The organism is Clostridium sp. HCS.1, assembly GCF_047900555.1.
Lineage (GTDB): Bacteria > Bacillota > Clostridia > Clostridiales > Clostridiaceae > Clostridium.
Genome location: NZ_CP170704.1, coordinates 2,081,704 through 2,101,665 on the forward strand (window position 1 = coordinate 2,081,704; position 19,962 = coordinate 2,101,665).

Genomic DNA, 19,962 nt, shown 5'->3' on the forward strand with positions numbered 1-19,962 from the left:
ACAGAAAGGATGGACAAATTATTTAAATTAAAAGAACATAAAACTAATTTTAAAACTGAGCTAGTAGCTGGTTTAACTTCTTTTTTTGCTGCAGTATATATTATTGTAGTTAATGCAAGTATTTTAAGCGATGGAGGTATAGCACAAGAACCGCTAATTATAGCAACAGTTCTTGCTTCTTTTATAGGTTGCTTATTAGTTGCTATAATAAGTAATACTCCATTAGTAGTGATGCCTGGAATGGGAATTAATGCTCTCTTTACTTATACTATCATATTAGGTATGGGATTAACTTTCAACCAAGCATTGGGTAGTGTTGTAGTTGCTGGATTATTGTTTTTATTAGTAGCAGTAACTCCTTTATCTAGTATTTTAGATAAATCAATACCAAATTCTTTAAAAGAATCAATTACAATAGGAATAGGGCTATTTATAACTTTTTTAGGTCTTCAAAAGAGTGGACTTATTATATCTGACCCTTCAACTATAGTAAGAATTGGAGATTTATCAAACCAAAGAGTATTATTCTTTATTTTGATTTTCTTATTAACAGTAATACTATTCGCTAAGAATATACCTGGAAGCTTTTTAATTAGTATAGTTACTGGTACTATACTGGCAATATTATTTAAACTTGTTGATATAACTAATTTAACTTTATCACTTCCTAATTTTTCTGAATATAAAAATATATTCTTTAATATTGACTTAAGGGAATTTTTGAATATAAAGTTTTGGATTTCTACTTTTTCATTAACCTTAGTTATTATTTTCGAAAACATAGGTTTATTACATGGTCAAGTTAATGGATTATTAAAAGCTCCTGAAAAGAATAATAAAGCATTAATTTCAATAGCTTTATCTACAATTGCTTGTGGTTTGCTTGGAACTAGCCCATCAGTATCAACAGTAGAAGGAACTGCTGGTGTTGCAGCTGGTGGTAAGACAGGGCTTACATCATTAATATCAGGATTATTGCTATTAATCTCATTAATCTTTATTCCTTTTATTAATATAATCCCTAATGAGGTTATTGCACCTATATTAATAATTATAGGAAGCTTAATGATAAAAGGTATAGTACATATTGATTTTAATGATATTTCCGAAGCTATTCCTAGCTTTTTAATAATAGTTTTAATACCATTAACCTTCAGTATAATAGATGGAATTGCTTTTGGATTTATTTCATATACAATTATGAAAATTGCTACAAAAAAATATAAAGATGTTTCTATAGTAATGTATTTAATCTCATTTACATTTATAGTTTATCTTTTACTTAATACAATATAGAAAAGCTGTTATACAATGAAAAATTAATAATTAAAAATGTAGAATTAAGGATAAACTCCTAAAGAAATTTATAAAATAAATCTATTGAAGTAATTTTAAGCAAATTACTTCAATAGATTATTTATTTTAAGCTATACTTCTTCTTTTATATAATTTAGAAAGTTTTCTAAAATTAATGCTGTCATTCCCCATATAGTATAATTTTTATAATTATAAAACAAAGATTTATATAGACCTTCTTTAAATTTGTAATTTTCTCCATCCTTTATTAAATGGTAAGGAAAATTCTTATTTCTTTCTACATTAATTTTACTTAAATCATTTATTGGATTGACTTTTATCAATTCATTAATTGATGCTAAAAATATATGGTCTACTTCATCTTTATTAATACTTATATTATTATAATTTTTAATATAACCTAAAAAGGGATGAACAATTAATCCATAATGAGTAACTAATATATCTAAGTCTGTTACTATCTCAAAATCTTCTTTATTTAATCCAAGCTCCTCACAAACTTCTCTCTTTACCGTTTCTTTAGGATCCTCATTATCTTCTATTTTCCCACCAGGGAATGATATATCACCAGGCTGACTTCTCATATGGAAGGCTCTTACTTGAAAAACTATTTTAGTATCTCCTTCTATATCAACAAGTAATACTGCAACAGCTGCTCTTTTCATATTATTCCATCCATTAATATATGGGGTATAATTTTTATATTTTTCAATTATTTTATCTACCATAACTATCTACCTCAAATTATAATAAAGCCTCCCTAGCAAATTAATTCTATGGAGGCATAAATACAATTTTATTCTTCTACTATTTTATTAATAATTTCTACCCTTTCATCTCCTAAGTAAGGATATAATTTTAAAGAAATTCTTCCATCTTTATAAACTCTTTCCCCATTAGCAGAAACTATTTTTTGAACTTTTACCTTTAGTTCATCGTAACTCATTAAAAACTCTAAATAATTATCTACTAAGTCCTTTAAACAAGTTGCTAATTCTTTTGGATTTCTATATACAGTTCTCATGTTCATCTCCTTGTACATTAAATATAATTATAAAAATATTATAATGTTAAATTAGTATTTTTTCTAGTAAAATTTTAAGCTCCTTTATTTAAAAATCTATATTGAGCTTCATATAATTCATAATAATATCCTTTTAAATTAATAAGTTCTTCGTGAGTACCTTCTTCTTTTATTTCACCACCATCTATTACTATAATCTTATCACAATCTCTAATTGTAGAAAGTCTATGGGCAATTACAAAGGATGTTCTGTTTTCTAATAAACGTTCTATTCCCTTTTGTACAATAATTTCAGTTTGAGTATCAATATTTGAAGTAGCTTCATCTAGAATTAATATTCTAGGATTCGCTAGCAATGCTCTTGCAAAAGATAATAATTGCCTTTGCCCAAGAGATAATCTAGTTCCTCTTTCATTTACTAATGTATCATAACCATGTTCTAATGACATAATAAAATCATGAGCATTTACAGCCTTAGCTGCTTCAATAATCTCTTCATCAGTAGCATCTAACTTACCATACTTTAGGTTTTCTTTAATTGTTGCTGAAAATAAAAATGTATCTTGTAACATTATTCCCATTTGACTTCTTAAAGATGATAAATTATATTCAAAAATATTTTTATCATCAATTAATATATCACCTTGTGATGGATTATAAAATCTACTTATTAAAGAAACTATTGTGGTTTTTCCTGCACCTGTCTCACCTACTAATGCTATTTTTTCGCCTTCTTTAACTTTAAAGCTAACATTCTTTAGAACTAAATCTTTATTATCATCATAGGCAAAGGATACATTCTTAAATTCTACTTTTCCTTTTAGTTCTCCTATATCTGGTTTATCTAAATCATCTTTAATAAATGGTTCTACATCTAATATCTCAAATATTCTGTCTGCTGCAGATAAATTTGTAATTAATGTATTATAGAAGTTAGATAAATTCATAATTGGTCTCCAGAACATACCAATATACATTGAAAAGGCTAATAAAGTTCCAATTTCCAAATTACCACTTATAATCATCTTATATCCAACAAAGAAAACTATTATAGTTCCTATCCCCCAAGAAAGTTCAACTAATGGCCACATAAAGTCATTGACTTTTACTGCAGCTATAAAACTTTTTAAGTGATCCCAAACTAATTTCTGGAATTTTTCATTGGTATCATCTTCTTTTGCGTAGGATTGAACTACTTTTATTCCTGATATATCCTCATGAGTATATCCATTTAGTATGGATCTTTTATCTCTATATTCTGACCATCTTTTTCTTGAATTTATTTCTATTATAAACATTCCAAAAGCTAAAAATGGTAAAAATAATATACATGCTAAGGCTAACTTAAAATTTAAAATTAACATAAAAATAACTACAGATATAAGATTTATTATTTCTGGAATTAAAGATTGAATGCTTTGATCAAATAAATTCTTCAACGCATTAACATCCCCCATTACTCTTGCAAGAATTTTACCTACAGGCCTGCTATCAAAAAAGCTAAAAGGTAACTTTTGTATATGAGTATATAACTCCATTCTTATATTAACTAAAATATTATTTGTTGCATAGCTTACTACTTTCCATTTTATTTTTTGAAATATTAAAGCAAATATATTAACAACAACTAGAAATAGTCCTATATATACTAATCCTTTTATGTCTTTATTTTTTATATTGTCATCTATAGCTATTTTCATTAAATAAGGATTTAAGTTATTAGATATTGTAATTAATCCCATAAGTACTATTGATATAATTGTTTCCTTCCTATAATCCTTTAAGTAATGAAGTAATCTAAATACAATTTCCTTCTTAGTTTTACTTGTCTCATTCTCTTTAGGCACTTATTTCACCCCCACATTGCTAAAATCTTTAAATTGTTCCTTGTATACATTATAATAATTATTTCCCTTACTAATTAATTCATCATGGGTACCCATTTCGGTAATCTCTCCATTTTTCATAAATATAATTAAGTCAGCATTTTTAACAGCAGAAATTCTATGTGCAACTAGGATTGTAGTTTTACCTTTTTTTATTTTATTTAGATTCTTAAGTAAGTTATGCTCAGTTTCCATATCTAATGCAGAAGTTGAATCATCCAATATAAGAATAGGTGCATTTCTTATTATTGCTCTAGCAATTGATAATCTTTGTTTTTGACCTCCTGAAAGCCCTACTCCTCTTTCACCTATTTCAGTGTCCAATCCATTATCAAATTCTTCAATAAATTCTAAAGAACACGCTTTTTCAGCACCTTCTTTAATTTCATTTATTGATGCATTTATTTTCCCAAATCTAAGGTTATTTTCCACTGTATCAGAAAATAAAAAAGTATCTTGTTGAACAACTGCCATATTTTTTCTTAATGATGAAAGCTTTATATCTCTAACATTAATTCCATCAATATTTACATGTCCCTCTGTTGCATCATAATATCTACCAATTAGAGATAATAAGGTTGTTTTACCAGATCCTGTTTCTCCCATAATAGCAACAGTACTTCCACTTTTGATTTTTAAATTGATATTCTTTAGTATAACTTCATCATCGTATTTAAAACTTACATTATTAAATTCTATGTCTCCTTTAACCTTATTAATTTCTATTCCTTCTTCTGAATTTATTTTTGTAAACCTATCAAATATATTGTTTATCTTCATAGCTGAAGCCTTATTTCTAGAAAGTATATCCATAAGCCATCCAATTTGTCTCATTGGCCAAATCAAATTCCAAATGTATCCTGAAAAAGCCACAAGAGTACCTAGTGTTATTTCATCAATTAATACAAAATAACCTCCAACTATTATCATAACTATTAAAGTAATATTACTTAAAAACTCAATTAATGGGAAAGATTTAGATATGGTATCTGCTTGCTTTATATTTAAATTATAGTAATCCTTGTTTAGAGATAGGAATCTTTTAATCTCATACTTTTCACGACTAAAAGCTTTTACTAATCTAACACCTGATATGTTTTCTTGTGCTCGAGTATTGATTTCTACTGTCTTATCGCTTATTTCCTCATAACCTTCATTTAAATTTTTTTCTAATTTAACAGCCAATATTCCAATAGGTGAAAGTATAAGTAGGCATATTAATGTTAGTTTCCAATTTAAATAAAATAAAATTATAGTACTAAATGTAAAGTATAAAACATTTTCAACAAATAGTCTAAGTCCAAATGAAATTGTTTGCCAAATATTTTCAACATCTTCTCCTATTCTAGACATTAATTCTCCAGTATTAGTTTTATCGAAGAAATCAAATTCAAATCTTTGTATATGATCAAAAAGTTCAGTTCTAATATTATAGTGAACCTTTGCACTAATATAATCATATATAAATTCTTTTATATAACCAAAAATAGCTTTAAATAATGTTATTAAAAGAAAAATTAATAATATAGGAATTATAATTGAATATTCTTTATTTAATATGCCCCGGTCCACTATTATTTTTTGTAACATAGGTGTAATTTGGTCTATCAAAATTATTAGCACCATGGAAATTGTGCCAAAAATAAGTAAGAGTTTTTCTTTAAATAAATATTTTATAATTCTATTCATCTTTACGCCCCCTTTTAATATAAAAATCTCTATATTTTCCTTTATAACATTATACAACGTATTATATTTATATAAAATACTCTTTATAAACAAAAAAATGAATTTTATTCTTAATCTTTATAATAAAAAGATTAAAATATAAAATTCATCCTTATAATAATATTTAATTAATTCTCATTATATTAATTCCATTTTCTTTAAGCCAAATTTCAGCTAGCTTATAATTGGTATCATATTTTTCTACAAGACTCCAAAAATCCTTTGAGTGATTCATATACTTTAGATGACAGAGTTCATGTATTATTATATAATCCATCACATAATAAGGCATTAATATAAGTCTCCAATTTAATCTTATTTCTTTTTTGCTATTACAGCTTCCCCATCTAGTCTTTTGATTTCTAATTATAGATTTCGTTGGGAATAGAGAGCACTTTGCTGCTAATTTATTTACTCGATCTTTCACAATTATATTTGCCTGAATTTTATACCAATTTGATAATAAATTTTCTATGTAAGTGTCATCTAAATTTCTACTTTTAATAATAAGTATATCTTTTTCAAAATAAATATTATCATCATTAGAAAGCTCTATCTTTGAAGTAAATTCATTACCCAAAAAATGTATTTTGGAATAGTTATTATTAATTTTGCTTTTTTCTATTTTATTAATATTAGTTGTTATCCATTTTTCTTTACTGTTTAATATTTTTTCTATATATTCAATGCTTATATCCGTAGGAGCATAAACTACTAATTCCCCTTTAGAATTTAATTTCATAGATAAGTTTTTTTTATTTTTAAATATTAAATCATAATTAATAACATTACCATTTATTAAAATGCTTCTATTCATTTAATTATTACCTTTATATATCCTTTTGGGATTAGGTAAGAATATAAAGAAAATTATAACTGAAAGAACTAATAATATAAATCCGAAAAAATACATTCCAAAATATCCAAAAATACTTTGAACAAAAGTATATATTGTTGGATATATAAAGTTTGATCCTCCACTACTTAAAACTGATAACACTGCAAATGAAGTAGCTATTAATTCATCATGTAAAATATCTCTTAAGTATTTAAATAAGAAGCTTAAATATAATCCATACATAACACCATGTAATTGATCACCTAAAACAATTAAAATAACATTTCCTGTTGAAAACATAAATATTCTAATGGCAGCAATAGATAAAGCAATAGTTAAACAGGTTTTACTATTTGATTTGCTAAAATATTTAGAAATAATCATAAAAGAAAAGAATTCTATAACTACTCTAAAACTAATAGAGCTACTATATATTTCATTGGCTTTATTTACATCTCCAACAACTTTTACCAAGTAAGATGAATATGCAAAATCTAGTCCCATATAGCTTCCCATGCCTAAAAATACAACTATAATCAGTAAAACTATATTTCTATTTTTAAATAAGTCACTAAACTTTACTTTATTAGGATTTTCTTTAATGTTTACATTTCCTTTAAAATTAAATAAGATAACACTCATCATTGTAGCTATCATAATCAAGGCAATTATATGAAGAATTCTATATCCAAATTTATTAATTATAATTCCAGAAACAAATACAATTATTGCATATCCTATAGATCCCCATTTTCTTACATCAGAAAATTCATATCCACTTTTTATACATAATTCTTCAATGTAAACTTCAAAAATCCCAGCTAAAGAACCTAAAATACATCCATACACAGGTGCATATATTATAGTTAAATCTTTATTTATAAACATAAGTCCAATTATAGCTATAAATACTAAAAATAAATATCCCAAAATAAATCTATTTTTATTATTTGACTTAGAAAATTTATTAGATAGTATAGGTTGACCTATTAATGTAAATAAGGCCCCTATAGATACTACTCTCCCAACTTCACTAAGATTAAGACCTATTTCCTGATTTAGATAAGGAAAATAAAATGTTGTTAATATACTAAATACTCCAAAGGTTAAAAAAGTAGTCATTCCATAATATTTTTTCATTAGTATTATCCTCCTGCAAATTATTAATTATAAATATTATATCCTTAAACAATATAAAAGGCTATCTTTTTATAGATAGCCTAAAATTCTAATCTTTTTACTTGTTACTCCACAAACCATGTAAATTACAATATTCTCTAACTCTGTCCACATCTCCAATTACTTTAAATGCAGCTAATGGTTTTTCTTCTGGGTTTAAATGCTTTCTTAAGACTTGTCCATCTTTAGTAAGTACTTCTATCCATTGAATAAAGTGTTCAGGTGTCATTGGATGTTCTACTTCACCAACTTTAACAAAAAGCATTCCATCCTTTTCTTCAGTAACTGGTATGTGTTTTTCAACTGCAGCATCAACTGTATTTTCAGTTAATAATCTCATTGGTTTACCACAGCATGTTAAAGTACCTCCACCAACATTTAAAACCTCTACCATGTTTCCACAAACGTCACATTTGTATACTTGTAACTTTTCTAACATATAATTCACTCCTTATTATTAATAATAATTATTATATATTTATTATACTACTTTAGTAATTTCTTTACAAATTTTTCTTATATCTTAATAGCTTCTTCAGCTAAATTTCTTACATATTTATACTCATTTATTTCAAAATACTCATAATTAATACTGATTTCTAAATTTTCAATAGATTTAATCAATTTATTTGTTAAACTTTCTATTTTCTTTGGCATTTCAACATTTTTTTTATTTAGAAAATTTATTATCATTAAATTTGTACTATAAATAGTTAAGTCACTTATTTTTTCATCTTTACTTATCTCATTAATTCCGTGTAAAATTCCATAAACATGAGCTTCTAGTACAGTCCCCTTTCCTACATATTTTGAGAAAATTTTTTCATAACCAGTATCATTTAAGATTACTCCTCCTATTCCCATGCTACTTTCTGAATTTCTTGGTTCATTACAGAATCCACTTACATAAAGCCTATATTTCATAAATCCTCCACTCATAAACTTGTACTCTATAGATTATTCTAAAAGGATATTTATTATTCTATAGTTCAATACTTTATTTGATTTTCTTTAAATTATATTTATACTTATAATAAATAATAAAATTAAGGAGATAAGAATGAGTATATTAAAATGTAATGATACAATTGGGTTAATATCATGCTCAAATGGGCTAAATGAAAATATAAAAAATAAGATAGATGATTTAGTAAGTATACTAAAAAAATTAAATATTAATGTCTCTCTTTCTGAAGCTCTATATAGCAATTCAGATGGTACAACATTACCTGCAGAATTTAGAGCTAAGGAACTTATGAAGTTTTATAATGATACAAATATCAAAGCAATTTTTGATTTATCAGGTGGAGACTTATGTAATGAAATATTAGATTATTTAAATTATGATGATATAATTAATTCTAAAAAGCCTTTTATAGGTTATAGTGACTTAACTGTTTTGATAAATGCTTTATATGAAAAAACAAATATAATAAATTTCAATTATCAATTAAGAAATTTAATAAGAGAAAGTGCTGATGTACAAAAAGATTATTTTATTAATAACTTTTTAAAAGAAGAGGATATGATAGATTCCATTAATTATGATTTTATAAAAGGTAATTATATAGAAGGAAAAATAGTAGGTGGTAATATTCGCTGTTTTCTAAAACTAGCTGGTACCGAATATATTCCATCATTTGAAAATAAAATTATATTTTTAGAAGCTCTTAGTGGTGATATAAATAAAATTTCAACCTTTATAGCACAATATAAACAAATTGGTGCTTTTTCAAAGATTAATGGACTTATTCTTGGTTCTTTTAGCGAAATGGAAAAAACATATAGTGATATTGAACTTAAAAATTTCTTTTTAGAGAAATTAAAAGATTATAACTTTCCAATTGTTAAAACTTCTGAACTTGGTCATAATCCTAACTCAAAAGCTATTCCTATTGGAAAAAGGGTAATATTAAAATAGTGTACCCTTCCCTTGTTGAAATAATATTATATTAAAGTTATAATTTAACTTGTAAGATAATACTAAATAGTTATTATTAAATATTATATAGAGGTGAACTTATGTTAAAAGAAGAACTAAAAAAGAATGAAATTTCAGCTATGAAGGCTAGAGACAAACAAACTGTAAGTGTTTTAAGATTAGTTAACTCTGAAATTAAAGCTTATGAAGTTAATGAAAGAAAAGATATTACTGATGAAGTGGTTATTAAAATAATAGAAAAGCAAATTAAACAATTAAAAGAAGCACTTCAATATGCTATACAACTTAATGATGAAGAAAAAATACAAGAAGGAAACTTTGCTATTAATTTACTTACACCTTACCTACCAGCTCAATTAAGTGATGAAGAAGTTGAAGCTATGCTTAAAGAAATAATTGCTAATGGAAACTACGGACCATCTGATATGGGTAAGATAATGAAAGAAATAATGCCAAAAGTAAATGGTAAGTTTGATAGATCTAAAATTAATCCTATGGTAAAAGAATTGCTTAAATAATTTCTTTTCTTGAAATTTAAAAGGTATCTATTAATTTTACTTATGCCTTGAAAAAATCCAAGGCAAGTAAAATTATAGATACCTTTTTATTTATACTGTTTTTTTTCTTACTTCTGCCTTATCTAATTTTTTATTATAAATAAACATATATAGAGAAGCTGCAAAAATTATTCCATACCCAATAAAGCTTAATACATCAGGTAATACGCCAAAAATCATAAAGCTAATTATAGCTGAAAAGATTATATTAGAATAATCAAATATTGATATTTCCTTTGCTGGTGCATATTTATAAGCTATAGTAATCCCAAATTGTCCAATACTAGCAAATACACCTGCTAAAAGAAGATATATTAATTGAGACATAGACATAGGCTTATATACAGCTAACATAAAAGGAAAAATTACAATCAATGAAAATAATGAAAAATAAAAAACTACTGTATAATGTTTTTCTTTACTACCTAAAGTTCTAAGACAAGTATAAGCCCCTGCTGCAAATACTGCTCCCAATATACCTACTATAAATGGAAAAATATCAATATTAAATGTAGGTTTAATAATAAAAATTACACCCATAAATGCAATAATAATTGATATCATTTGTTTTAAATTTATTTTTTCTCCAAGAAATAAAGCAGAAAAAATAATAACAAAAAATGGACTTAACTTATTTAACATATTAGCATCTGAAAGTATTAACCTATCTATAGAATAATAGTTTAAAACTATTCCGATAGTTCCTAAGGTTGATCTTAATATTAATAATTTTTGACTATCTTTCTTACCAAAAAAACTTTCTTTATTCTTTATAATAAATACTAAAGCAATTATACAAGAAACTAAATTTCTAAAAAATGTTTTTTGAAAAGATGGTAAGTCTCCAGCTAATTTTACAAAAGCAGACATGGCTGCAAATCCAAATGCAGAAAAAGTTATAAATATAATACCTTTAACCCTATCACTTAAATTATTCATTTTATCACTCCTTACTAATATATAATACATATAAATTAAAAAAACATCAAAAAAACCTTAGAGGTATCTCTAAGGTTTTTTTGATTATTCTTCAACTTTCTTTATGAATTCCTCTTCTGTTTCTGTTTCAATATAGTTTCCATCGGCATAGCCTATTATAAGACCATCTCTTCCCCCACATTCTCCTATGCAACCAACTTCAACATTATCACTTCCGAACTTTAACTCTAGTTTATCTATATCTATTCCTGAGCAAACTGGACATACTGATATCATATTTTTATTCTCCTTTTATTTTACTATTTTTATAAGCTAATTATATTAGTAGTCCTAATTATTCTCAAGTTCCAATTTTATTAAATAATATTAATTCTCTCTTAATTACTTTTATTTTCTTATTCTTATTCTAAATATTGTAATATTTAATTTTATAAAATTAAATTTTCCTCAATGTTATTTAATAATCCTTTATCTAAATTTTTAACTATCACAATATCTCCTAATTTATTGCTATATATATCTAATTTAAAATCACAAACCTGCTTTTTCCTTTGAAAAGGATTCTCTTTTACCTCTACAGATTGTAAATGTTTTTGTTTTATTATAGTTTTAACTTTCATATTACTTCCGTTAGTAGCTAAAATTAAATCTTTATTAACCCCTAAAGATGTATTTCTATAATTAAGATATCCAAGAAATATATTATATAGAATTAAAAAGGTTGTTAAAGATATTTTTATTAATAAAAATTCTTTAGGTACTATAAATAATAAAGGAATTATAAGAAATATTATTAAAATAATAGATCTTTTAACTATAAATCTACTTAAAACTTTTTTAGATGGTTTACTAATATCACCAGTAAACTGAAATGATGGCAAAATCTCTTTCAGTATTGAATTAACAAAATTCACATCTCCAACGGGATAAAGTAAAGCTTGCTCATTTTTTTCATCTCCATATCCAATTGTTACAACTTCTATCTGAAATATTTTAAAGAATTGTTGCAATAAATTTTGTTTATATCTTAAGGCATATATCTTATCTACAGGAATTGAATATTCTTTTAATGTAAATAAACCATATTTTATCTTAATATCATTTTTATCATTGATTAATGTAAAATTATAAAGTCTAATAGATTCAAACATAATATATAGAATACTTATTAAAATATATACAATTACAAATAAACATATTATCATTAAAATCATTTTAACTAATCCAATAGAAAATACTTTATCCATATCAATACTCTCTATAATATCTTTTATAATTGATATATTAAAGGTGTCTTATAAATTTAGTATAAAATCATTTATTATAAATACTCCTCCTGCAGCCCATAATATTTTTGATTTACAAAAAGAATATTTAACGATTTCTTTAAAGGTTATGCTTTTAGAATAGATTTCATTATTATCTCTTAATGAGTCTATTATATAATTATCTTTCTCTTTACTTAAATCATTTATTAAATTTCTTATCTCATATGCATCCTTCTCATTAATCTTAAGTTTAATTTCTTGTCCAACCTCTTTAACTGCTCCTGTATCAATCTTTAAAGTAGAAACATCAAAGATTCTATCAAAAATATTTCTACTTATATCTATAGTGTTAATTTTATCTAAAGGTATTTCTAACTTTCGTTTATTTATTAATCCTGTATTATATAATAATAAGTTGTTATTTATATAGAACTTTGTAGTAAACCACTTCAAAACTGAATTTAAAATACTTAATAATATCAATGCTATAAATACATAAATTCCACCTTTATCTAAGCTAGTTATTGCTAAAATTAAAAATACAAATAAAGATTTTATGGACTTAAAGCTTTCTTCTAAAATATAATTCATATGAGATCTTCTGTATTTATTATCTTTCATCATATTCTTTTAATCCTTCATCTAAAATAATATTCTCATCGTAAGTCTCTGTATCATTTTGAGCTTTGACATTAATTAACTCTTTTAGATACTCACTTATTTCTTCTGCTTTTTTGACTTCAATGTTAGGAATCTTATGTTGACCTCCAGCAGTAAATATACTTATATTATATAATTTCAAAATTTTATTAATAGGTCCTTGATTTAATTGAATATGTTGAATTCTTATTATTGGTATTATTACTTTTCTAATAAAAAATATTCCTTCTGTAAATTCAATCTTATCCTTTGTTATAGTATATCTCCATTGCTTATATTCAATTATTGGATAAACAATGGAATTAGTTAATAATAAGCACATAAATATTAAGCTTCCAATAGTAAAATATACATTTATTTTGCTATTATCATCTGTTACTCTTGGCATAAATATTTTAATTGTTATTAGTATACTACCTACAATTAAAGTACCTATTAATCGTGATATAACCCATGACTTTTTAGCATTTACATTAAGTTTTTCGTATTCTTGCATTATTGTCCCCTCCTAAAACCCTAATTCCCATATTATTATAACATCTATACAATTAAGTTTTAAACAAATTTTGTAAATTGAGTTACTCATGTGCATTTTTCCTTTGTTTTAACAAAATAAAAGGCAGATCAAAGAAATCTGCCTTTTATTAATTATTATTTTATTCTATTTATTATTAACTAATTTAAAAGTATCTCTAGCAATCATAAGTTCTTCATTAGTAGGTATTACAAAGACCTTAACCTTTGAATCATCTGTTGAAATTTCTTGAATCTTACCTCTTACTGAATTTTTATTATCATCTATATTAAATCCAAAGAATTCAAGTCCTTTTAAGCATTCTTTTCTTGTAATTGATGAATTTTCACCAATACCTGCAGTAAATACTATCACATCTACTCCACCCATTATACCAGCATAAGCAGAAATTTGTGCTCTTACTTTGTAATTAAATATATCTAAGGCAAGTTTAGCTCTTTCATTACCTTTTTCTGATTCTTCTAAAACATCTCTAAAGTCTGAAGATACTCCAGATATTCCTAAAACACCAGACTTCTTATTTAATATTTCATCCACTTCATTTATAGTATATCCTTTTTCTTCTATTAAGAAGCTAATTACTGAAGGATCTATGCTTCCAGCTCTAGTACCCATCATAACTCCAGCAAGTGGGGTAAAGCCCATTGAAGTATCAATTGATTTTCCTCCTTTAATAGCAGCAAGTGAACATCCATTTCCTAAATGACAAGTTATTATCTTTAAATCATTAATATCTTTTTCCATAACTTCTGCAACTTTTTGAGATACATACATATGTGATGTTCCATGGAAACCGTATTTTCTTATTCCATACTTTTCATATAATTCATATGGAAGAGCACATATATATGCCTCCTTTGGCATAGTTTGATGGAATGCAGTATCAAATACAGCTACCATTGGTGTATTTGGCATAAGTTCTCTACAAGCTTCAATACCTATGATGTTAGGTGGATTATGTAATGGTGCTAGTGATATACAATCTCTTATAGATTCTAATACGTTATCATCAATTATTACTGAATGAGAATATTTTTCTCCTCCATGAACAACTCTATGTCCTACTGCACTTATTTCATCCATTGATTTAATTACACCATTTTTTTCATCTACAAGTGCATTTAAAACATGTTTTATTGCAGCCTTATGATCTTTCATGTCTTCCTTAATAATATATTTTTCTCTTCCTTCAACCTTTTGTGTTAGTATTGAGCCATCTATCCCTATTCTTTCAACTAACCCTTGCACTAATGAAGTTTCTGTTTCCATATCAATTAATTGATATTTTAAAGAGGAACTTCCACAGTTAATAACTAAAGTTTTCATTTGATATCTCCTTTTTTTTATATTTCTTTATAATTATATAATACACTAAAAATCTATATATTCAAATTGATAGATTGTTCGATATTTGATAAAAAATAATTATTATCCGTTAATTCACCTAATATCATTTGAATTAACTTAGTTTTACTATTTTTTATATAAAAATATATCAATGATAATTATACTTTTTTGTATAAAAGTACAAATATTATACTAATTTAATATTAAAGAAGGATTTATTAAATCTAGTTAGAATCTTATTTATTGAAAGGAGTGAATATTATGTATAACAATTACATATTTGATTTATATGGTACACTAGTTGATATTAATACAAATGAAGAAAAACCACTAATTTGGGATAAACTTAGTCTCTTTTATTCCTATAACAATGCTCAATATGAAAATTTTGAAATTAAGAAAAAATATAATGAACTCATAAAAAAACATATATCAAGGGCTAATAATGTTGATCATCCTGATTTCCCTATTGAATATATTTTTGAAGAATTGTATTTATTGAAAAATGTATCACCAACTGAAGAATTAATAAAAAATACATCTCATTTTTTTAGAATACTTTCAATAGATAAATTAAATTTATATAATGGTGTAGTTGAATTATTAGAAGTACTAAAATTAAATAATAAAAGAATATATTTACTGACTAATGCTCAGAAAATATTCACATCATATGAAATTAATCTCTTAGGTTTAACTAGCTACTTTGATGATATTTTATATTCTTCTGAATCAAAGGTATGTAAGCCTAATAAAATGTTTTATAATGAATTAATTAATAAACATGATCTTAATGTTAATGAAACAATTATGATAGGTAATGACTATTTTTGTGATATAGAACCTGCTCTTGATTTAGGGCTAGACACATTATATATTCATTCAAATTTATCACCTGATTTAAAAAATCCAATAAAAAGTACTTATAAAATTTTAGATGGAAACTTTCTAAATGTTAAATCTTTAATTTTAAAATAAAAAATGCAATATAAAAACATATAGTTTTTATATTGCATTTTTTGTTGAGATAATCTAAAGCATATTTTTAATTTTTCTTGGTTTATATTTATTAGCTACTTTAGATATTTCTTTAATATGACTAAAGGTTGTTCCACAACAGCCTCCAACTATATTTACATATCCTTTTCTTAGCATATCTTCTATATATGATGCTAGTATTCTAGGAGATTCTTCATAAAAACCAAGTTCATTAGGTACTCCAGCATTAGGATAAACAGAAATAAATAATTCCTGTGAATCTGAAAGCTCTTTTATAAAAGTTATTAGCCCCTTAGCTCCAAAAGAACAATTTAAACCAATAGATATAATATTATTATTTCTAATTGAATTTGCAAAATCTAATATATATTCACCAGATAATATCCTTCCAGATTTATTACTAATAGTACATGATATCATAATAGGTAAGCTTTTATTTTTTTCATTATAAACTTCATTTGCTGCAATAACTGCTGCTTTTGCATTTAATAAATCATAGACTGTTTCAATTAATACTATATCTATTCCACCATCTATTAATGCATTTATTTGTTCTTTATAGGCTTCTTTTAATTCATTAAAATTAATACTTCTTAAATTGGAATCTTTCATATTATGAGACAATGATGCCATTTTATCGGTTGGTCCCACTGATCCAGCAACATATCTTTTTTTCCCATCTTTTAACTTAAACTCATCACATAATTCTCTAGCTATTTTTGCACTTTCATAATTTAATTTGTAGATTAATTCCTCTAAATGAAATTTTTCTTGAGAAATTTTATTTGCATTTAAAGTATTGGTTTCAATAATATCTGCTCCAGCTTCTAAAAAGCCACGATGTATACTTTTTATAATATTAGGATTAGTTATACTTAATACATCATTATTTCCTTTTTGATTAAAGGAAAAATCTTTTAGTATTTCTCCTCTATAATCTTTTTCATCTAGCATATAATTCTGAATATTTGTTCCCATTCCCCCATCTATAACTAATATTCTATTATTTAAATCATCAATTAATGTTAAGTTAGATTTCATTTTGTTGCCCCCTTAAGCAAAAAATCTATTTCTCTTATGTTAAATTTAAATTATTACCCAACTCCAGCTTTTACTTAAGCGGGATTAATAATAGTTTAGTATCCATTAAAACACTATCTACTAACATTTTTGAGTATGAAATTTAATTTTAGTAACGGTATATTAAATACCGTTACTATTTTTATAAAATATTTCTTTTCAAGAAGTTACCATATCCTTTTTCACCTATAAAAATATTGTTTTTTACTATTATTTTCCCTCTTGATATAGTCATAATAGGATATCCCTTTAATTTTATTCCTTCATATGCTGAATAATCTACATTGGAATGTAAGTCTTTAACCTTTAAAGTTTTTTCTATAGTAGGATCAATAATTACTATATCTCCGTCAGAGCCAACTTGAATTACTCCTTTTTTGGGATAAACTCCAAAAATTTTAGCAGGATTAGTTGAACATACTTCAACAAATTTATTAATACTAATTCTGTTTTTCATTACTCCCTCTGAAAAAATTAAAGGCATTCTTTCTTCAATTCCTGGAGCTCCATTAGGGCATTTAGTAAAATCATCCTTTCCAAGTTGTTTATCAGTCTTAAAGGAAAAAGGACAATGATCTGTTGCTATTGTTTTTATATACCCATCATTTATACCCTTCCATAAAGCATCAATATCCTCTTTTTTCCTTAAAGGAGGACTCATAATATATTTTAGTCCTTCATTATTATCTTCCTCATATTTACTATCATCAAGAACTAAATATTGAGGGCATGTTTCAGCATAAATATTTTTTTCTCTTTCATTAGCCATTTTTATATAGCTTAAACCTATTTTAGAAGATAAGTGAACAATATATAATGGAGCATTATCTGCAATTGATGCCAAATTAATCATTCTATTTACAGCTTCACCTTCTGCTTCTGCAGGTCTACTTAATGGATGATATTTTGGAGTCTTAAATCCATTATTCACAAAATATTCTCGTAATACCTTTATACTTCCATGATTTTCACAATGTACTGTTGTAATTCCACCAAGTTCTTTTAATCTTTTAAGAACTTTTAAAACATTTTCATCCTCCAACATATAATCATAGGTTAAATATACTTTAAAACTTGGTATCCCTTCTTCTTTAACTATACTTTCCATTTCCTCTAGAATATCATCATTTATATGTTGAATAACTCCATGAAAGCTATAATCAATAACAGCATTTCCATCAGCGTAACCATGATATACATTAACTTGATGTTTTAAATCACATCCCTTTGGACCAAAACCCATATGATCAATAATTGTTGTAGTTCCTCCACAGGCAGCTGCTACAGTTCCAGTATAAAAGTCATCATTAGCTACTGCTATACCTACATCTAAATTTAAATGGGTATGAACATCTACTCCCCCAGGAATAACATATTTACCTTTTGCATCAATTATTTCATCACTTGCTTTATCTATATTAGTACCAATTTCAGTAATAATTCCTTCTTCAATATAAATATCTCCATTATAAGTATCACTAGCTGTAACAATAGTTCCATTTTTAATTAGTAAAGACATATTATTCACTTCTCTTTCTAATTTTATTTAACTTATATCTAAGCAACCATTATGCCAATGAAAAATTCTTTCAAAGCCACTAAAACTCATTAAAGTTTTTATCATTATGATAAAAATTATCATTATGATAGCTATCTTAATATAGATTGTGCCATTCTTCTATAAGTATGTCTTATCCCTCTAATGGCAACGGATAAAGTCATAATGTTTTCTGGTAGCGCCATACCAAAAGTTCCACAATCACCTATGTGCTGAATATCTGCTCCTGCCATCTTAGAATTTAAGGCTATGTTTTCAATAACAGATTTAGTTGAACCTTCTTGAGAGGTTCCTATTGTAGTCATTGCTAATGCTCCATTTTCATGAATCATAGAAATAATATCTTTAGCTAAAGTTAAATCAAATCCTGGAACTGTACCAGGTGCTGGTATTAAAACAACATCTGCTCCTGCTTCTACAAATCCTTTTATAGTTTCTTCATCATATATATTTCCACTACCCGCACCATGCATTTTTCCTGCTATAATTAAAGTTTCATCTTTTAATATTTCTTTTGCTAACTTAATTCCATTACAAATGGTTTCAGCATTAACACCTGTATTAGGATTTCCTGTTAATACTACATAATCAAATCCATAGTATTTTACCTTTTCTAGATTTTCCTTATTTAAAGTATAGCCTTTTTCATAGTTACTTCCTTCTGGAACTGGCTCTAAATTTACTCCAATTAATCTACCAACTAGTTTTTTTACGTTTTTTATATAATTTTCATCACTTAAATTTCTTTTTACACTATTCTCATATTCTTTTGATATATTTTCTAAATCATTAAATAAGATATTTCCTCCATCTATACCAAATATAAATGGCTTTTCAAAATTAAAAGTATTTAATGTTAGCATATCTGCACCAAAGCTTGAAGCAAGCTCTAAATTAGAAACTTCTCTTATATAAGGGGTGTAACTAATTATTGATTCAGACATAACAGTTCTACCCTCAGATCCTTTAATAATTTCTTTCAATTCATTCTTATTAATTCCCTCAATATCCTTTGTTGTTAATTCAAAAATTCTTTTCAAAGAAATCACTCCTTTACACATTTTATACATACAATATTATACTAATATACTTATAAATTGTAAAA

At 25.4% G+C, this 19,962-nt stretch carries 21 protein-coding genes; 4 read left to right on the forward strand and 17 right to left on the reverse strand.

Features of this window, described 5'->3' with window-relative positions; translation table 11 throughout:
• Positions 1 to 9: 9 nt before the first annotated feature.
• Positions 10 to 1,296, forward strand: a complete 1,287-nt coding sequence (locus tag ACFYH6_RS09820; RefSeq protein ID WP_316344795.1) for an NCS2 family permease — start codon at positions 10 to 12, stop codon at positions 1,294 to 1,296.
• A gap of 131 nt (positions 1,297 to 1,427) precedes the next feature.
• Here the strand turns inward: ACFYH6_RS09820 and ACFYH6_RS09825 are convergent, their stop codons facing one another.
• The 8 genes from ACFYH6_RS09825 to ACFYH6_RS09860 all read right to left on the reverse strand — a co-directional run bounded on the left by ACFYH6_RS09825 (position 1,428) and on the right by ACFYH6_RS09860 (position 8,896).
• On the reverse strand, positions 1,428 to 2,045 hold the full coding sequence (locus ACFYH6_RS09825; RefSeq protein WP_316344796.1) for a CoA pyrophosphatase: 618 nt from the start codon (positions 2,043 to 2,045) through the stop codon (positions 1,428 to 1,430).
• A gap of 68 nt (positions 2,046 to 2,113) precedes the next feature.
• Positions 2,114 to 2,341 carry a TIGR04540 family protein gene (locus ACFYH6_RS09830; RefSeq protein WP_316344797.1) on the reverse strand — a complete coding sequence of 76 codons (228 nt, stop codon included), beginning with the start codon at positions 2,339 to 2,341 and terminating at the stop codon, positions 2,114 to 2,116.
• A 74-nt stretch (positions 2,342 to 2,415) separates the two neighbouring features.
• Positions 2,416 to 4,188: an ABC transporter ATP-binding protein gene (locus ACFYH6_RS09835; protein ID WP_416178512.1), complete on the reverse strand. Its 1,773-nt coding sequence runs from the start codon at positions 4,186 to 4,188 to the stop codon at positions 2,416 to 2,418.
• Complete coding sequence (locus tag ACFYH6_RS09840) at positions 4,189 to 5,916, reverse strand: ABC transporter ATP-binding protein (RefSeq protein ID WP_416178513.1); 1,728 nt, start codon at positions 5,914 to 5,916, stop codon at positions 4,189 to 4,191.
• Between the two features lie 163 nt (positions 5,917 to 6,079).
• Entirely contained in the window at positions 6,080 to 6,772 is a 693-nt protein-coding gene (locus ACFYH6_RS09845; RefSeq protein ID WP_416178514.1) for a M48 family metallopeptidase, read from the reverse strand.
• Positions 6,773 to 7,933, reverse strand: coding sequence for an MFS transporter (locus ACFYH6_RS09850; protein ID WP_416178515.1), 1,161 nt, complete (start codon positions 7,931 to 7,933; stop codon positions 6,773 to 6,775). It lies immediately after the preceding gene.
• A gap of 97 nt (positions 7,934 to 8,030) precedes the next feature.
• Positions 8,031 to 8,411, reverse strand: a complete 381-nt coding sequence (locus ACFYH6_RS09855) for a desulfoferrodoxin (protein WP_416178516.1) — start codon at positions 8,409 to 8,411, stop codon at positions 8,031 to 8,033.
• A 77-nt stretch (positions 8,412 to 8,488) separates the two neighbouring features.
• Positions 8,489 to 8,896, reverse strand: a complete 408-nt coding sequence (locus ACFYH6_RS09860) for a ribonuclease H family protein (RefSeq protein WP_416178517.1) — start codon at positions 8,894 to 8,896, stop codon at positions 8,489 to 8,491.
• 136 nt (positions 8,897 to 9,032) lie between these two features.
• Between ACFYH6_RS09860 and ACFYH6_RS09865 the strand changes: the two genes are divergently transcribed.
• Positions 9,033 to 9,893: a S66 family peptidase gene (locus ACFYH6_RS09865; RefSeq protein ID WP_416178518.1), complete on the forward strand. Its 861-nt coding sequence runs from the start codon at positions 9,033 to 9,035 to the stop codon at positions 9,891 to 9,893.
• A 101-nt stretch (positions 9,894 to 9,994) separates the two neighbouring features.
• Positions 9,995 to 10,432, forward strand: a complete 438-nt coding sequence (locus tag ACFYH6_RS09870; protein WP_416178519.1) for a GatB/YqeY domain-containing protein — start codon at positions 9,995 to 9,997, stop codon at positions 10,430 to 10,432.
• Positions 10,433 to 10,522: 90 nt separating this feature from the next.
• Here the strand turns inward: ACFYH6_RS09870 and ACFYH6_RS09875 are convergent, their stop codons facing one another.
• From ACFYH6_RS09875 to ACFYH6_RS09900, 6 genes are all read right to left on the reverse strand, one after another.
• Positions 10,523 to 11,410, reverse strand: coding sequence for a DMT family transporter (locus tag ACFYH6_RS09875; RefSeq protein ID WP_416178520.1), 888 nt, complete (start codon positions 11,408 to 11,410; stop codon positions 10,523 to 10,525).
• A gap of 84 nt (positions 11,411 to 11,494) precedes the next feature.
• Positions 11,495 to 11,686 carry a DUF1450 domain-containing protein gene (locus ACFYH6_RS09880; protein ID WP_416178521.1) on the reverse strand — a complete coding sequence of 64 codons (192 nt, stop codon included), beginning with the start codon at positions 11,684 to 11,686 and terminating at the stop codon, positions 11,495 to 11,497.
• Positions 11,687 to 11,838: 152 nt separating this feature from the next.
• Positions 11,839 to 12,657 (reverse strand): PH domain-containing protein, encoded by an 819-nt coding sequence (locus ACFYH6_RS09885; protein WP_416178522.1) that lies wholly within the window; start codon positions 12,655 to 12,657, stop codon positions 11,839 to 11,841.
• Between the two features lie 48 nt (positions 12,658 to 12,705).
• Positions 12,706 to 13,302: a PH domain-containing protein gene (locus ACFYH6_RS09890; RefSeq protein ID WP_416178523.1), complete on the reverse strand. Its 597-nt coding sequence runs from the start codon at positions 13,300 to 13,302 to the stop codon at positions 12,706 to 12,708.
• Positions 13,289 to 13,834 (reverse strand): PH domain-containing protein, encoded by a 546-nt coding sequence (locus ACFYH6_RS09895; RefSeq protein ID WP_416178524.1) that lies wholly within the window; start codon positions 13,832 to 13,834, stop codon positions 13,289 to 13,291. The genes ACFYH6_RS09890 and ACFYH6_RS09895 overlap by 14 nt, the downstream gene beginning before the upstream one ends.
• A gap of 165 nt (positions 13,835 to 13,999) precedes the next feature.
• Positions 14,000 to 15,199, reverse strand: coding sequence for an acetate kinase (locus ACFYH6_RS09900; RefSeq protein ID WP_316344300.1), 1,200 nt, complete (start codon positions 15,197 to 15,199; stop codon positions 14,000 to 14,002).
• Between the two features lie 282 nt (positions 15,200 to 15,481).
• On the opposite strand from ACFYH6_RS09900, the gene ACFYH6_RS09905 reads away from it, so the two are divergent.
• On the forward strand, positions 15,482 to 16,198 hold the full coding sequence (locus tag ACFYH6_RS09905) for an HAD family hydrolase (RefSeq protein ID WP_316344298.1): 717 nt from the start codon (positions 15,482 to 15,484) through the stop codon (positions 16,196 to 16,198).
• 54 nt (positions 16,199 to 16,252) lie between these two features.
• Here ACFYH6_RS09905 and ACFYH6_RS09910 read toward each other — a convergent pair whose 3' ends face one another.
• From ACFYH6_RS09910 to ACFYH6_RS09920, 3 genes are all read right to left on the reverse strand, one after another.
• Complete coding sequence (locus ACFYH6_RS09910) at positions 16,253 to 17,260, reverse strand: homocysteine S-methyltransferase family protein (protein ID WP_316344297.1); 1,008 nt, start codon at positions 17,258 to 17,260, stop codon at positions 16,253 to 16,255.
• Positions 17,261 to 17,441: 181 nt separating this feature from the next.
• Entirely contained in the window at positions 17,442 to 18,818 is a 1,377-nt protein-coding gene (hydA, locus tag ACFYH6_RS09915) for a dihydropyrimidinase (protein ID WP_316344295.1), read from the reverse strand.
• A gap of 131 nt (positions 18,819 to 18,949) precedes the next feature.
• Complete coding sequence (locus ACFYH6_RS09920) at positions 18,950 to 19,906, reverse strand: hypothetical protein (protein WP_316344312.1); 957 nt, start codon at positions 19,904 to 19,906, stop codon at positions 18,950 to 18,952.
• Positions 19,907 to 19,962: the final 56 nt, after the last annotated feature.

Bases quoted from the DNA above. Each gene is read 5' to 3' on its own strand.
- ACFYH6_RS09885 (WP_416178522.1), bottom strand. From the start codon at position 12,657: ATGGATAAAGTATTTTCTATTGGATTAGTTAAAATGATTTTAATGATA.
- ACFYH6_RS09890 (WP_416178523.1), bottom strand. From the start codon at position 13,302: ATGATGAAAGATAATAAATACAGAAGATCTCATATGAATTATATTTTA.
- hydA (WP_316344295.1), bottom strand. From the start codon at position 18,818: ATGTCTTTACTAATTAAAAATGGAACTATTGTTACAGCTAGTGATACT.
- ACFYH6_RS09855 (WP_416178516.1), bottom strand. From the start codon at position 8,411: ATGTTAGAAAAGTTACAAGTATACAAATGTGACGTTTGTGGAAACATG.
- ACFYH6_RS09840 (WP_416178513.1), bottom strand. From the start codon at position 5,916: ATGAATAGAATTATAAAATATTTATTTAAAGAAAAACTCTTACTTATT.
- ACFYH6_RS09905 (WP_316344298.1), top strand. From the start codon at position 15,482: ATGTATAACAATTACATATTTGATTTATATGGTACACTAGTTGATATT.
- ACFYH6_RS09850 (WP_416178515.1), bottom strand. From the start codon at position 7,933: ATGAAAAAATATTATGGAATGACTACTTTTTTAACCTTTGGAGTATTT.
- ACFYH6_RS09865 (WP_416178518.1), top strand. From the start codon at position 9,033: ATGAGTATATTAAAATGTAATGATACAATTGGGTTAATATCATGCTCA.
- ACFYH6_RS09825 (WP_316344796.1), bottom strand. From the start codon at position 2,045: ATGGTAGATAAAATAATTGAAAAATATAAAAATTATACCCCATATATT.
- ACFYH6_RS09860 (WP_416178517.1), bottom strand. From the start codon at position 8,896: ATGAAATATAGGCTTTATGTAAGTGGATTCTGTAATGAACCAAGAAAT.
- ACFYH6_RS09910 (WP_316344297.1), bottom strand. From the start codon at position 17,260: ATGAAATCTAACTTAACATTAATTGATGATTTAAATAATAGAATATTA.
- ACFYH6_RS09875 (WP_416178520.1), bottom strand. From the start codon at position 11,410: ATGAATAATTTAAGTGATAGGGTTAAAGGTATTATATTTATAACTTTT.
- ACFYH6_RS09895 (WP_416178524.1), bottom strand. From the start codon at position 13,834: ATGCAAGAATACGAAAAACTTAATGTAAATGCTAAAAAGTCATGGGTT.
- ACFYH6_RS09880 (WP_416178521.1), bottom strand. From the start codon at position 11,686: ATGATATCAGTATGTCCAGTTTGCTCAGGAATAGATATAGATAAACTA.
- ACFYH6_RS09870 (WP_416178519.1), top strand. From the start codon at position 9,995: ATGTTAAAAGAAGAACTAAAAAAGAATGAAATTTCAGCTATGAAGGCT.
- ACFYH6_RS09820 (WP_316344795.1), top strand. From the start codon at position 10: ATGGACAAATTATTTAAATTAAAAGAACATAAAACTAATTTTAAAACT.
- ACFYH6_RS09900 (WP_316344300.1), bottom strand. From the start codon at position 15,199: ATGAAAACTTTAGTTATTAACTGTGGAAGTTCCTCTTTAAAATATCAA.
- ACFYH6_RS09845 (WP_416178514.1), bottom strand. From the start codon at position 6,772: ATGAATAGAAGCATTTTAATAAATGGTAATGTTATTAATTATGATTTA.
- ACFYH6_RS09830 (WP_316344797.1), bottom strand. From the start codon at position 2,341: ATGAGAACTGTATATAGAAATCCAAAAGAATTAGCAACTTGTTTAAAG.